Raw genomic sequence first — 14,909 nt, 5'->3', positions numbered from 1 at the left:
CTACAATGACCTCTATTTCTGCTACAATCAACCTCAGTTTTGCTACAATCCATTCCCAAGTCCCCTACCTATTAAAAGGACACTGCACAATTCACACAAAAAAAGAAGAGCTCACCATTAGCTCCTCCTACAGCCTCGCATATCGCTCGTATACATCCCGTAACGTTTCACAGCCTAGCTCTCTCGCTCTCTCTACGTACATTCCCCACAGCTTTGCAGTCATTTTGGCATCTCCTAAGGCATGGTGGCGCTCGACTATCGGCATTTGATTATGTAAGCACCACTCATCTAACGTAGTGAGCGACAAATTCGGTTCCACCGTTTTGAATAAAAAGGCAGTATCCACAATCCTATGCTTGAAGGGGGTTTTAAACATTGTCATGCTTGCGTGCTGCATAAAGGCTCTTTCATGTATAGCATGATGGGCTACTAGGGTTGCATCCTCTTTAAATTCCATGAACTTGATGAAGACGTCCGAAAACAAGGGAGCACTTGCAACCATCTCTGTAGTGATTCCGGTTAACCGCTCAATTTCCACAGGCACCTGTTCATCATAGCGGGCAAGGGAATAGAAGGTTTCTTCCAATACCTCAGAGCCTTGCATCTTGATTGCTCCAAGAGAAAGAATCCCATCGCCTTTTTCAGGATGGAAGCCAGTTGTTTCGATATCAAAGACTACCACCTTCAACCGCTTAAGCGGAACGGTGAGAGCGTCCTCTTGATGAATTTCCTTTTGAAGATTCCGCAGGAAAGCAATTTGCTGCGCATTTTGGATACCGCCGATTCCCGCGCCTGTCTTTCTTCTTTGAACACCTCTTAGTATATGGAAAAATGATTCAAACCCCATCTGCAACACCCTTTTTCAACATAGCAATTACTTCATCGTGTAATTTCTTCCCATCCCTCAAAATGCGCTTCATAACCTTCTTCTCATCTCGTGTCAGCTTTTCTACGTTTACATAATGGGTGTCCTCATATGAGCCTCCCAGAAAAAGAGACATCCGAAAAGCTAGCAGATCACTGAAATTTTTCTCTGCATTTTGAAGCAGCCGTTCATATCCTCCAATGGACATACATTTATTTATCCTAGAGAGCGTAGAGGTTTCATACACACCCTCCTTCAAGCTTAGGAGCCGCACCGCGTTTACATAAAGAAGAAACGCTGCATACTTCAAGTTCACACAGCCTTGGTGCTCCCCATACTGCTCTACTAGAATTTGTCCAAGCGGTCCGATACCACTCTTCACATGCATCACATTGTCTACGAACCTTTTAAGCAAGTATAGATGCTCTTTTTGATAATAAAATAGGAACGTTTTTAAGTTGTGAATAAAGCCAGCTGACCCGCAAAGTGCTCTTGCATCTAGAAAGATTTGCAGGTAGCGAATGGATTCAAAACTGCCATCCTCCATCCAAAATCTCAGCTGCTCCTTCCATTCAGACTGCGACTTGCACCATAACGGATTGGAGCTCATCACTTTTCCAGTGCAGTACGGATAGCCAAGCTGGTCTAGACCAAAAGAAACCTCTTCTCCAAGACGCCGAAAATATTCCCGTGTTTGTTCATCCTCGTTTTCATAAACCATCCCATGGTCTTGATCACTAATAAAGCCCTGCTCGAATCTTCCGCCACTTCCTGTGATGAACCAAACATAGGAGCATGGCGGCTCCCCCACCTTCTCCTGAGCAAGCTTCATCACCTCTCCCATCACTTCATCATGAAATCGATTCAGAGAGATGACGTCTCGCTTGTCGTAAATATTTCTTTCCTTCCACTCTTTTATTTCCCCGTACGATTTCACATGATCCTCCCTTTATACAAAAAGCCTCTTACAAGAAGAGGCTTTTTCTGTAGTATTATGATTTTGAAGGAGCTTCCTCTAAAATCATTTGTTCTGGATATCCGTATCCACCATGCTCGCTCATATCTAGACCCATGATTTCTTCTTCCTCTGAAACTCGGATACCGCCCATTACTTTTTTCATTATAAAAAGGATAACATAGGATACAGCAAACGCGAAAGCTCCACAAGCTACAACACCCATTAACTGTACTAGCAGCTGATCAAATCCACCACCATATAGTAAACCTGCTTTTCCCGTCGTTGCTAATTCTGGTGTCGCAAAGAATCCAGTTGATAAAGTTCCCCAAACCCCGGCAGCACCGTGAACGGATAAAGCAAAGATTGGGTCATCAATTTTTCTTTTCTCGAAGAATCTAGCACTATAGAATACTAGTACGCCGGCAACCAAGCCGATTACTACAGAAGCCCACGTTTCAACGAAAGCACAGGATGCCGTGATGGCAACAAGACCTGCTAACGCTCCGTTTAAGATCGTTGGGATATCGGATTTCCCTAATGCAACCCACGAGATAAATGTTGCAGCAACCGCTCCTGCTCCAGCAGCCAGCATTGTGTTTAATGCAACGAAACCAAAGAACGCACCTTCTACAGAAATAGTACTACCTGCGTTAAATCCGAACCAGCCTACCCATAGGATCAAAACTCCTAAAGCAGTGTACACTTGGTTATGACCAGCGAGATTATTGGCAGAGCCGTCTTTATTATATTTTCCGATACGAGGCTTTAAGATTAATGTTGCCGCTAATGCTGCCATCGCTCCAGTTAAATGCACTACCGTAGAACCAGCAAAGTCCTGCTTGCCGTGTTCACTTAACCAGCCACCGCCCCAAACCCAGTGTGCGATAACCGGATACACAGCAATTCCAAATAAAACCGTAAATACTACATAAGCGGATAGCTTTGCACGTTCCGCAAATCCCCCTAATGCGATGGTAATCGCAATACCAGCGAATGCTAATTGGAAAACAAAGAATACAGGAGTTGCCAAGGAGTCCCCTTCAGCGATTGCTCCGGAATAAAAGAAATCAGTCATTCCTACAAAAAAGTTTGCATTACCTCCGAAGATAAAGGCATAGCCCACTGCCCAAAAAACTAAAGCAGCCAAGCCAAAGGTGAAAATTGTCTTACCAGCAACATGGCCAGCATTTTTCATTCTTGTTGAACCAGCTTCTAAAAGTATAAATCCACCAATCATAAAAATAACTAAAATTGCAGCAACCATGGTCCACATACTGTCCATTAAATAATTTACATCCATCCTGTATTCCTCCCTTTTTCTTGTATGTTATGTTTCATCTCTCAATGATGTCAGGAAATGTAACATAAGTTATATTTTTATTTTACACACCATTAAAAATAAGTCAACAGTATTTTCTGAATTTTTCTCCTATTGTGTCAGGGTACATTACACGAACTTTATTATCCCTAGCTATTTGGACATACAAAAAGCCGATGAAAAGGGATAAACCCCTTCCTTCGACTCAGTTTTCCTACTATTTATTTCAACAGCCCGTCAATCCACCCTTGGACAAGCAAGCCCTCTTCAAAGCTAACAGTTAACGCCTTTCTTCCCCTAACCGTGTCACTACAAGCTTGCATGAGGCTCGCCACGTCACCACTAACCTCTAGCCTCTTCTCCTCCATGTCCATTTCACTAACCCAGAGCTCAGACCAGTTCCGCAAGACCATCGCTTTTTCCGTTCCAAGCACCCTAAACTCCAGCTTCTCTTCTTGCCCAATACCCGACAAGCCATTCAAGAATAGCGGAATACCGCTACTAGTCCTCCCAATCGCCATCACACCTGTTTCACAGAGCGATTCATCCATCGGATACTCAGTAGAATGAGAAACAATGTCCAGTTCCCCGAACAAATGATACGCTAGCTGCAAATAATGTGGGAAAACCTCTCGTATGAAGCCCCCCTGCTCCCGAGAGCCTATCCAAGGATTTCGTTGCCACTTTCTAGGCCAATGCGGAAAGTATGTATGCAGCTCTACCCGAACGATGTTTCCAAGCTCCTTTTGTTCAACCGCTCGTTTCAATTCATGGACAACCGGACTATACATCAAAGGAAAATGCATGGCAGTTTGCACACCTGCTTCCTTAGATACCCTTACCATCCGTTCCCCTGATGAATAATCATGCGCCAAAGGCTTTTCTGAAAGTATACGAATTCCTCTCTCGGCAATCATTTCTGCCAAAGGAGCATGACTAACAGGCGGAGTACCGATATAAACCCAGTCTGGTTTGGCGTCCAACAGCTCCTCGACTGTTCCTGCCATCTCCAAGCCATACTTTGTGGAGATTTCTTTTAATCTGCTTTTATTCTCATCATAAACGGCCGTTATCTCCGCTTCCGAGTTCTTTAGGATTTGATTAATAATCCTCTCCCCGACAACCCCTGTTCCAATGAGCCCAAATTTAATTTCCTTCATTTAGATCCCCTTTTCTTATGTATAACAGCATTAATCCAACCACCAACTACCTCAGATATTTTCTCCGGCTCATCCCATGTCAGCATATGTCCCGCCCATTCGATCCGAACAATATCAACGTCCGCAACACTCTTTATAAAACGGGTTGCTTTTCTCCGCGCATCCTCCATTTCTGCCGGTAACGATGCAGAAACTAAAAGAACCGGAACCTCTACGAAAGGATAAACCTCTGTAAAAGGCTCTTGAAAAAATGCCTTCACGATCGCTAAAGCGGTATGCTTCGTAGCTACCAGGCGATATACCCCATCTTCCTCCCGGTATATCTGCCGAACATATCCCTCTTTCGAAGCATCCCATTTATGGGTATATCCCTTGTACTCCTCTAGCACTTGCCCCCAGCTAGTCGAAGCTGTTTCATCTATATACCGATCCCACATGGATAACGCCCGCTCCAACATCAAATCTGACTGAAACGAAGGAAATGTAAAAGCACCATCCAACAAAATTACCCCCAAGACCTTCTCAGGAAAGTCCTTTGCGTAATGAAGCGCCAGATCCGCACCCCAAGAGTGGCCAAGCAGATAAAATGAACCCTTCACATCTTTCAGAATCGTCTGATACCAACTAGACAAACGAGAGAACAAATAGTCTGATTCTTCCTTGAATGCAGGCGTCTGACCATGCCCAGGACTATCAAAAACAAGCAAGTGAAAATCTTGCTCAAGCATCGGAATGATTTCCGAATAAGTATAACGACCACTACCACCTAGTCCATGAAAACAGACGATAGTAGGGTTAGATTCATCACCAAATTCCTCCATATAGACTTTCACCAACAACCCCTCCTCTATTTTTCAGTATATCAAAACGAATATTTTAATAATATTTATTTTAAAATCTTTCGACAATTAAAAGCGTTTTTAAGAATAGGGGCAAAACAGAAAACAAAAAAGCCATGAACGCTCGGCTCATGACTTTTCCAAACATACTTTCAAATTAAAAAAGCACCTACCATACGGTAGATGCTCTTTTCGGAAATGATCGCAATGGCTAACCAACCACAGTTACAATTGCTTTGCTATTTCCGTATCTAAACAATAACATAAAATTATCATATAAACTGTGACTATTTTCGTAAAGAAAAATATACCAATAAAATTATCTGAATTTTCAAGAGTCTTTATTACTATTTTTTATAATAACTCCAAAAATCAACATTTATTCACCTACTCATATGGAAGAATTTTTCAAAATTCATGAAACCTACTCCATCTATCCTCGTAAACTAGAAAGCTGATGTATCTGCAAATCCTACATAACAATTTGATAAGAAATCTTTAATGATAAAAGTTAAAGGGGTGTTTATGTGAATAAAAAAATCGTCATTCTGTTGATTTCCTTATTTATTCTCGTTGCATGCAATCAACAGACAACCAATACGTTAAAGTCAGAGGCCAAAATTGAAACGGCGAAGGAAAAAGAACAGGTCGATAAGTACGCAACACTAGTGGAAGAGAAAAACAGTGACATTCCGCAAACCCCGGTCGCTATCTCCTCATACGGAGAGGAAATGGGACTAACAATAAACCAGCCAGCCTTTGCACATTTCGCGGCGAATGGGAGTATCGAGCTTCACGGTACAATGGTAAACAGTGATTATGTTTCGCCATATATTTGGGTTGTCGTGCAGTCTAGTAAACAGGAGCCTGCGGGCAATCAAATGGAATACTTTGTTCCCATAAAGAACGGAGAATTTCAGGAAACTATTCACTTTTTTAACGGAGAAGGAACATACGAAATCGAATTGATGCTTCCGAGTACGGATCAAGAAAACTACTTCTATGACGCCGCTTCTTTTAAAGTAGAAAATGTGAACCCAGAATTACAAAGAGACATTGCAATCAACCCTTTCGGTCTTCAGATTGGCTTAACCTTTTCCACAGATGAAGGGTATGTAAGGAGAGATGGAATTTACCAGTTAGAAGGGCAAATTGATCATTTTTCCGATGTCTCCCTGCTCATGATTCGCTTAAATAAAGAAGGAGCTAGCTGGAATACAGTAATCCCAGTAAAGGATGGACAATTCTCATATGAGGTCCCGCTTTATTACGGAGAAGGAATTCATACGCTCGAAGTAATGGTGCCTGATGAAACAAAAGAAAATTATTACCAAACCGCCACAACTATACTAATTGATAATCTTTCCCCTGAAATAAAAGAGCCTGTTGAGTATTCTACTGTTTACACAGAGCGCGGAATCAACCTCCTTTCTCCCTTATATGGAGGAGAGGAAGCAGAATATACTTATTCCATAGATGGGACGATTGATAATTCAGCGGCATTTGCACAAGACACCACACATCTTTATGTGGAAACAAAAAAGGGAGAAGACAGAGCTTTAGAGGTCATTCCTGTTAAAGATTATAAATTTGACGATTCCTTTCACCTGCGCTTCGGTGAGGGTACCTATCAAGTAACGATTCATGTTCCGATTATCACATACGAAAAAAGCAATTACTATCAATTTCATGAAGTTGCTAGATTTGAAGTAGAATCTGTTGGCACCGTGGATAAAAGAAATTTATTACCTTCGAGAGGGATTCAATCAACTGCTCCAGAAATAATAGATTTATCAAATAGCCTTACGAAAAGCAAAGAATCGGACCTCGACAAGGCCAAGGCTATCTATGATTACGTTGCAAAAAATGTTTCCTATGATGTAGGAAAGCTAAATACAAACGACTTCCAATGGGACGATAGCTCTTTGAAAACATTAGAATTAAAAACAGGTGTTTGTCAGGACTATGCCTACCTAACAATCGCACTCTTACGAGCAGGTGGAATAGAAGCAAGATTAATTGAGGGCTTTGCTCCTGATCGACATGCATGGGTAGAAGCATTGGTAGATGGCAGTTGGATTACAATGGATCCAACTTGGGGTGCCGGATACGTGCAAAATAACCACTTCACAGCTAGCTATACCGACAAATACTTTGACCCTTCTAAAGCAGATTTTGAAAAAACACACACTAGAACCGGCATTACCTATTGAGAAATAGGTGCACTGTTAGAAGTATATCCTATAGGATAAAAAAAAGTACTTACGTTCAAGCTCGTAAGTACTTTTTTATTTCGAAATCTAGCTAGCTTCCCTCTTCTCAAATCTCCCAAGGGCTGGTTTGTTCGGTCTTTCAAGAGGCGTGTAATTCATGATGAAATACCCGACGATTAAAATTAAAATGACAACAGAATTTAACAGAGTATCTAGAGGTTCTTCATGCTCCACAATAATTTGTCTAATCATGGCCGTGATGCCGATATACAAGAAGTAGCGCATCGGGAAATGGTAATCCTCTTTAAAATATTTCACAATCATGGTGATGAATTCAAAGTATAAAAAGAAGAGAAGGATATTCGCAAGGAACTTCTTATAGTCCCTGCTACCATCCAAAAGAATATGGACACATTCAACGAGTTCTCTGACTAAGAGGAAGGATAAGATCATTGCTAGGAGAATTAGGCAAACATTCAATACATGCTGAAATATCTTTGGTATCACAGACAATACAAGTACTTTTCGATTTGTTAATTCCTTCATTTAATCCCCCATTTCTATTGAAAGATAATATTAAGAAACAATTATATGCTAATTACTTCTTAAAAATCCAATGATTTACCGTTAAAATTCGAAATTTTCTGTGAAAACGTTTTCTTGTTGTTTATTATTCTAATTATCTAAAAATAATATTTATTCACACTACTTTTGAGCTATAATTCTATTAAAGGGGGAAAGAAAATGATTAAACAATCCATTATAGAGAATGTGTTAGAGGCCGCTCTTTCCACTGGCGGCGACTTTTCAGAGGTGTTTATAGAAGATAAATATAACAACCGTCTGGAATTACAAAGTGGAAAAATAGAGAAAAGCAACTCTGGTAGAGACTTCGGGATAGGCATACGAATTTTCTCCGGACTGCAAAGCGTTTACACGTACACCAATGATTTTACAGAGGAAGGTTTAATAAAGGCTGCACTCAAAGCTGCCCAAGCAATCAAAGGCGGTGCTAGTGGCATTATCCATCCGTTCAAACAAGATTTAATCACGCCTATCCATACGATTGGGCAAATGCCACGCTCCGTATCTCATGCTAGAAAAGTAGATGTGATGCGAAAAGCTGATTCTATTGCAAGAGAATATAACTCCCTGATCCGTCAGGTAGGAGTAGGCTATCTAGATATGGAGCAGCATGTGTTAATTGCCAACTCAGAAGGGAAATTTGTAGAGGACACGAGGGTTTATAGCAGACTTACCATTCAATCTACTGCATCTGACGGGAACGAAATGCAAACCGGTTTTTATGGCCCAGGTGCTCATGCTGGCTTTGAATTCACGGAAACACTTGATCTTAACCACTACGCCGGAGAAGCCTCTAGAATTGCCGTAACGATGTTAGGTGCTGATGAATGTCCAAGTGGTAAGTTCCCAGTCATCATTGACAATGAATTTGGTGGAGTAATCTTCCACGAAGCATGTGGACATGGATTAGAGGCAACCTCTGTAGCTAAAAATAATTCTGTCTTTGCGAATAAAATCGGAGAAAAGGTCGCTCCAGATATTGTCACCTATATTGATGACGGTACCCTACCAAATGAATGGGGCTCCCTCAATATAGACGATGAAGGAGAAAAAACTCGCAAAAATGTGTTAATTGAAAATGGAATCTTAAAGGGTTACCTAATAGATAAATTCAATGCTCGACGGATGAACGCGGAGCCAACTGGTTCTTCTCGCAGACAGTCCTATCGATTCAACCCTACCTCCCGGATGACAAACACATACATTGCTCCAGGGCAATCCAAACCAGAGGATATTATCGCCGACACAGAGTATGGAATCTATGCGAAATATATGGGCGGTGGGCAAGTAAATCCTTCCACTGCAGATTACAATTTTGCTGTGATGGAAGCATACATCGTGAAAAACGGAAAGATAGACCGTCCTGTTCGAGGGGCTACTCTCATTGGTAACGGAGCGAAAACACTGCAACTGGTTGACCGTGTAGGAAATAACTTGGGGCACGGTGCAGGAATGTGTGGATCCATCAGTGGAAGTCTGCCAGTGAACGTTGGACAGCCGATGATTCGAGTAAGTGAAATCACCGTAGGCGGAACAAAGGGGGAAGCATGATGAATATAGCTACTTATCAAGAGGAGCTTTTGACTAAGGCTAAAGAGGCTGGCTTCTCAGAGGCTGAGGTTTATTACCAGAAAGCAGAGCTTTTTAGAAGTAGTATTTTTGAAGGGGAAATTGATCACTATGAAACCTCTGAAGAGGCAGGACTTGGGTTTCGTGGCTTGTACAATGGAAAGATGGGATATTCCTATACCGAGAAACTAGATGAGGAGTCAGTTAGTTACTTAATTGAACAGGCAAAGGCAAACGCCGAGGTATTGGATGAGGATGATGGAACCGATATTTTCGAAGGAAGTAGCAGCTATACGACACACTCCTATGTCAATGAGGAGCTAGAGAAAATAGATATCCCAACTTATATTGATTTTCTAAAAAAAGTAGAAAAAAATATTCTCACATACGATCCAAGAATCATCACCTTAGATTATTGTATGTTCCAAAGCATTTCACAGGAACGCCAGCTGGCCAATAGCAAAGGACTATCTTTAGACGATAAATCGAACGGAATTGGTCTGCATATTTCTGCCGTTGTAAGAGACGGAGAGGAAACAAAAACCGGGAGTGTGGTTAAGCTATCTCGTGATATCAGTGTGTTAGATGCAGATAAGATAGCACAAGAGGTCGCAGAAGAGGCACTTTCCTATTTAGGAGAGAAATCTGTCCCATCAGGCAAGTATCCAATCATTATGCGAAAGAATGCTTCTGCTTCCCTAGTAGCAGTGTTTAGTGAAATCTTTTCCGCAGAAAACACGCAAAAGGATCAATCTCAGCTGAAAGGGAAAGTTGGAGAGGTTATCGCTTCAGAAGCATTCACCTTGATAGACGACCCATTCCATCCGCTAGCTTTCGGTGGGGCTACCTTTGACGGAGAGGGTGTTGCAACGAAAAAGCACGCCGTGATTGAAAACGGAAAGCTGCAATTGCTTTTCCATAATCGAAAAACAGCAAAGGTAGAAGGCTGTGAGACAACTGGTCATGCGCAAAAGCCTTCCTTTAAAAGTACATTGGGTATTGCCCCTCATAACCTCTATGTAGCTCCTAGTGAAAAATCACTCGAACAGCTACTACAGGAAGTGAACAACGGTGTCCTAATCACAGACTTGTCCGGCTTACATTCCGGTACAAATACAATTTCAGGTAATTTCTCTGTTGCTGCAACAGGCTTCTATATCGAGAACGGAAAAATCAGCTTTCCAATCAAACAAATGACGATTGCTGGAAACTTCTATGACTACATGAAAAACGTGAAGGCTACCGCCTCCGACCTTGAATTTTCTTTTTATGGAGTAGGCTCCCCTTCCCTTTTAGTAGAAGGATTATCAGTAACGGTAGATTAATTACGCATATGGCTAGCTTCTATACATAGAGGCTAGCCATATGAAGTATAGGGGGTAATTCCACCTAAAGGTATTGACTTTCGCAAGTAAATCCTCGGGAACCGCAAGTAACCGATTCGCAGACGCACGTATCATACCCGGGACCGCTTATATTGGATAATCATTGGAAAATGTCACCCCTTTTCGCATGCAAAAAGGGGCCATTACCTATGACACTGTCTAGTATGCTCTAGGCTTCATAAGAAGCAAATCCGCAAGCGGAAGCAAAATAAAGAAAAGGAGAAACTCAGCTTCAAGCGAGCTTCTCCTTTTTTAATAAAATACTATAAAATACATTCAGCCCTACTAAATAAACGACATACACAACTGTTAAAATGATACTCATTTCCTTTGAGATAAATTGAAAGTAGCTAAAAAAGCAGTGAAACATGATTAACGGCAAAATATTTTTCGTCAATAGATACACCTGCGCCATTGCAACAGCGAAAAGAAAAGACAGTAGCACCAGCTGGAACACTGGATAAAAGCCTTGTCCTCCCCAAAATTGAAACCACAGCACAAAGGTATACAGGAAGCTAGAGACTATAATAGCAGCCGCCCTTCCCTTTTCTTTCAAACTATTTAGCAATATGGAGCGAAAGAAAGTTTCCTGGATGATACCCGTAAGTAATGCATATAGCCCATAAAAAATCAGCATTTCTCCATCTAACGCATAGAAACCAGCCCATCCTACAAGCACCAGCAACCCTAAAAGGAGCATGTACAAAAAGAGATCCCGATTCGAGATGGACAAATGAAAGCCAAAGGCCCTCCACTCCCGCTTCCCTATTAAATAGCCAACAATCCACAAGAATACAGGAAGGCTAGAAAATAGGAAAATAGTATAAACATTTTCCAAGAACAAGTAACATACTGCTGTAGCCATAAGAGATATCATCATGTAGACAGCATACAGGATACTAACACGGACATATCCATCCTCGTTCCACCGCTTGATAGATTCCATTCCCCACTCCCATCTTTTGCTTCGATTCTATAAGCATATGGTGTAACTAGGAAGGAAGATTCCTACATATCATGAATTTATTTTTTTACCTGAAAGATGATAAAATCTACACATCTATCATCCTCTCGAAAAGATGGATATTTTCTGATCATCTCTTCTGATGGTTTCGGCTCTACCAAGCCCTCTAGTACAAAGCCGGTTTTAAGAAGCGTGTTTATATAGCTCGTTAGCGTCCTATGAAAAAATAACATCCTCTTTTTATCTCCTAAGCCAGGCTGCTCGTATGCACCCTCATGGAAATACTTATCGACATTCCAATGTAGCTTTTCTCCAGTTGAGGACCTTTCCCATCCGCTGTTCGGTGTAATAAAGTGAAACTTTGATTGGTGGGGGGGTTCTTTCATCCCCCACCAATCATTAGTTGAACCAATCGGGCTTTTAGGGACAGTTAATCTCCCACTTAGCTGTCTCCTTTCTTTTGCCATCTTGAAGTGGGAGTCTTACTGTCCCTTAATGCGGGATAAAACAAGGATGTAGAATGGAAAAGACGAAAGTCCCTCCATTTCCCAATAATCTGTACATTTCAGCAAATGCTTGTTCATAATTCGCAAGGTCATGAATAACCATATTAGAAATAATGATGTCAAAGCTCTCATCTTCAAAATCATGTAAATCCTCACAATTACCGTAAGAATATACGATGGATAAGTCGACAGATGTTCTTTCCTTTGCAATTTCAAGCATTCTTGGTGAAGAATCGACCGCTGTCACATTTGCTCCTAAGATTGCCAGCTTCCTGCTTAGGTACCCTTCCCCGCACCCTGCATCTAACACTTTCTTTCCTCGTACTTCCCCTAGTAATTCAAGTAATGTGGGATTTAGCAATACTTCCTTATGTAAATCTCCATCTGCTCCGTGATTTTGAGAATATTGGTCCGCAAATGCATCCCATCTTTTTATTGCTTCTTTTGAAGTAAAATGTTCGTTCATACTTCCCCTCCTAGTTACATGAAAATTTTGCCACTTCTCTTATCATACCTTTTGTGTAACTCCTCCAAAAGAAAAAACTGTAAAAACTCATATGAGCTCCTACAGTTAATAGTTTTTAGATATATTCTCTTGAAACTCGCTCGGGCTTTGCAGCATCTAACATAAGAACAATCGCAGTTACGACATGCATTGCCCAGCCTACGATTGGGATGATGCCTAAACATGAAGCGATAATTCCCAGTATACTTCCTGTAACAGAGCCGCCTTCTTTCTTTGTTATCACAAGAGTGGTTATATGAAGAGCTAACATAATCATAAGAGGTACCCATGAGAAACCTACAATAACGATCGCTCCAAGGATTGGAATTCCTAAAACTACTTCAAAGGACCCAGTGATCCATTTTAAAATTCGTGGAGTAGACATACACAACATCCTTTTACTCATTTTTATTAAATATACCACAAGAAACTATTGATGTCTGTATCTAATTTACTATAAATAATTTATCTTCTGAAGATTATCTCGCCATTTTATGCGATAACGATAGGGAGTATACCCATGTGATTGCTTAAAAACCTTGATAAAATAGTTCACATCCTCAAAGCCATTCATATGAGCAATTTCCGATACCGAAAAAGAAGTTTCTCTTAAGCTCTTTTCTGCATGTTGAATTCTGATCCGCTGGATATATCGCTTAAAAGAGATTCCTTGTTTTTTGGAGAATAAATGGCTGAGATAATTTGGGCTGACCCCTAGCTCTTTCGATACTGCTTTTAACGAAAGCTGCGGGTCCGTATAATGCTGGTCAATATAATCAATCGCGAGCTCTGTATAATCGGTTTGTGCCGTTTGCTTGGCAACAGCAGCCTGTTTCATTACCAACTGGGTAAATAAAATCATTTCTTGAATAATCGTATAAAGAATGGGCTCCTCTAGTATCGTTTGAAAAAGCTGTCTATACTGAGCCTCTAGCTTAGCGATATGCTGCATTCGATACTTTTGCATATAGCGTCGAATTTGCGCAAGAATACTAGTTAAATGGATTCGGACGTCATCATGAGAATAGGAAGTAGCTTGTGAAAGCTCATATAAAAATCGTTTGATAGAAGCTATGTCGTGATTTTCCAAGCTTTGAATCCAATATTGCTGCTGCTCAGGAGTGAGTAATGGATCGAGCGAGATTACTTGCTCCTCTTCATTCGCAAAAAAGATATGCTCATACCCCTGATAAAATCGCTTCATTAAAGGAAGACGTGTCTGATCATACATATAACGGATTGTTGCATTGCTTCCATCATAGATAGCAATATTCACGTATTCTCCACTCATCATGTGCCATTCCTGAATAAAAATCCGGGCTTGTCTCACTATTTCCTGCTTCGTTGAGTTTCTTCCTAAACAAACAATTCGCTTTTGCAGAGGAACCGCGGTAATGTCATCGAAAATTGGCGTATGCATTAACCAATGATACAACCTCAGATTGTCCTCCACCCTTGATGGTTCTATAAGGAAAAACGGTTGCACCGAGTTATCAATGATCTCCGAGGTTTGTAAAAATAAATCTGCATATAGCTTTGCTTCCCTACTTGTAAATTGTTCTTCTTTTAAGGAGGATGGCTGGGGGATGGATAATAAAACCGATTTCAATTGAGGAAGCGGAATTGGCTTTGTAAAGAGTTCAATCGCCTTATAACGAATCGCCTTTTGAGCATGTTGAAAAATCGGATTCGCTGTTATTGCGATAAAGGAAATGTTTTTCTCACGCAGCTTCTCTAAAAATGACGTGGTTGTTAGCTCTATATCCGCAATGACGACGGTTGGTTTCCAAGTCTCCACCTTATCCGTAGCCGTATAAACGGACTTCTCTGTTTCTATTTCTAACTTTGCTGCTATGTATGTCGTTAAGTACCATTTTATCCCCTGCATTTCCTGCATATCTCGGTCAATTAGTAAGATTCGCATTTTCCATCTCCGTTCATTTTTTCTATTTCATATATAATTTCTATTTTTATTTAAGGACATGCTATATATCTTTTAATTTTACTATAATCACCTCTATTATTCTATTTATTCAGAAAAT

At 40.9% G+C, this 14,909-nt stretch carries 14 protein-coding genes; 3 read left to right on the top strand and 11 right to left on the bottom strand.

What is annotated here, in order from left to right; all coding sequences use genetic code 11:
• Positions 1 to 127: 127 nt before the first annotated feature.
• From AC1ECF_RS04335 to AC1ECF_RS04315, 5 genes are all read right to left on the bottom strand, one after another.
• Positions 128 to 847, bottom strand: coding sequence for an exonuclease domain-containing protein (locus AC1ECF_RS04335; protein ID WP_480388176.1), 720 nt, complete (start codon positions 845 to 847; stop codon positions 128 to 130).
• Positions 837 to 1,802 carry a DUF294 nucleotidyltransferase-like domain-containing protein gene (locus tag AC1ECF_RS04330; RefSeq protein ID WP_480388175.1) on the bottom strand — a complete coding sequence of 322 codons (966 nt, stop codon included), beginning with the start codon at positions 1,800 to 1,802 and terminating at the stop codon, positions 837 to 839. The genes AC1ECF_RS04335 and AC1ECF_RS04330 overlap by 11 nt, the downstream gene beginning before the upstream one ends.
• A 55-nt stretch (positions 1,803 to 1,857) precedes the next feature.
• Entirely contained in the window at positions 1,858 to 3,123 is a 1,266-nt protein-coding gene (locus tag AC1ECF_RS04325; protein ID WP_480388174.1) for an ammonium transporter, read from the bottom strand.
• A 239-nt stretch (positions 3,124 to 3,362) separates the two neighbouring features.
• Positions 3,363 to 4,301: a Gfo/Idh/MocA family protein gene (locus tag AC1ECF_RS04320; RefSeq protein ID WP_480388173.1), complete on the bottom strand. Its 939-nt coding sequence runs from the start codon at positions 4,299 to 4,301 to the stop codon at positions 3,363 to 3,365.
• Positions 4,298 to 5,134, bottom strand: coding sequence for an alpha/beta fold hydrolase (locus tag AC1ECF_RS04315; RefSeq protein ID WP_480388172.1), 837 nt, complete (start codon positions 5,132 to 5,134; stop codon positions 4,298 to 4,300). Before AC1ECF_RS04315 ends, AC1ECF_RS04320 begins: the two co-directional genes overlap by 4 nt.
• Positions 5,135 to 5,667: 533 nt before the next feature.
• Here AC1ECF_RS04315 and AC1ECF_RS04310 point away from each other — a divergent pair.
• A complete protein-coding gene (locus AC1ECF_RS04310; protein WP_480388171.1) occupies positions 5,668 to 7,353 on the top strand; it encodes a transglutaminase domain-containing protein in 1,686 nt (561 codons plus the stop codon).
• Positions 7,354 to 7,440: 87 nt separating this feature from the next.
• Here AC1ECF_RS04310 and AC1ECF_RS04305 read toward each other — a convergent pair whose 3' ends face one another.
• Complete coding sequence (locus AC1ECF_RS04305; protein ID WP_480388170.1) at positions 7,441 to 7,899, bottom strand: phosphate-starvation-inducible protein PsiE; 459 nt, start codon at positions 7,897 to 7,899, stop codon at positions 7,441 to 7,443.
• 198 nt (positions 7,900 to 8,097) lie between these two features.
• Here AC1ECF_RS04305 and AC1ECF_RS04300 point away from each other — a divergent pair, with 198 nt between their 5' ends.
• On the top strand, positions 8,098 to 9,489 hold the full coding sequence (locus AC1ECF_RS04300; protein ID WP_480388169.1) for a TldD/PmbA family protein: 1,392 nt from the start codon (positions 8,098 to 8,100) through the stop codon (positions 9,487 to 9,489).
• Positions 9,489 to 10,832: a TldD/PmbA family protein gene (locus AC1ECF_RS04295; RefSeq protein WP_480388168.1), complete on the top strand. Its 1,344-nt coding sequence runs from the start codon at positions 9,489 to 9,491 to the stop codon at positions 10,830 to 10,832. The genes AC1ECF_RS04300 and AC1ECF_RS04295 overlap by 1 nt, the downstream gene beginning before the upstream one ends.
• A 292-nt stretch (positions 10,833 to 11,124) precedes the next feature.
• Here AC1ECF_RS04295 and AC1ECF_RS04290 read toward each other — a convergent pair whose 3' ends face one another.
• The 5 genes from AC1ECF_RS04290 to AC1ECF_RS04270 all read right to left on the bottom strand — a co-directional run bounded on the left by AC1ECF_RS04290 (position 11,125) and on the right by AC1ECF_RS04270 (position 14,791).
• Entirely contained in the window at positions 11,125 to 11,838 is a 714-nt protein-coding gene (locus tag AC1ECF_RS04290) for a CPBP family intramembrane glutamic endopeptidase (protein WP_480388167.1), read from the bottom strand.
• A gap of 77 nt (positions 11,839 to 11,915) precedes the next feature.
• Positions 11,916 to 12,323 (bottom strand): hypothetical protein, encoded by a 408-nt coding sequence (locus AC1ECF_RS04285; protein WP_480388166.1) that lies wholly within the window; start codon positions 12,321 to 12,323, stop codon positions 11,916 to 11,918.
• A 25-nt stretch (positions 12,324 to 12,348) separates the two neighbouring features.
• Positions 12,349 to 12,828, bottom strand: a complete 480-nt coding sequence (locus AC1ECF_RS04280) for a class I SAM-dependent methyltransferase (protein WP_480388165.1) — start codon at positions 12,826 to 12,828, stop codon at positions 12,349 to 12,351.
• Between the two features lie 115 nt (positions 12,829 to 12,943).
• On the bottom strand, positions 12,944 to 13,252 hold the full coding sequence (locus tag AC1ECF_RS04275; protein ID WP_480388164.1) for a hypothetical protein: 309 nt from the start codon (positions 13,250 to 13,252) through the stop codon (positions 12,944 to 12,946).
• Between the two features lie 69 nt (positions 13,253 to 13,321).
• A complete protein-coding gene (locus tag AC1ECF_RS04270) occupies positions 13,322 to 14,791 on the bottom strand; it encodes a helix-turn-helix domain-containing protein (RefSeq protein WP_480388163.1) in 1,470 nt (489 codons plus the stop codon).
• Positions 14,792 to 14,909: the final 118 nt, after the last annotated feature.

Source organism: Psychrobacillus sp. Z3-81, assembly GCF_056620325.1.
This window is presented reverse-complemented; position numbering and strand designations above follow the sequence as displayed.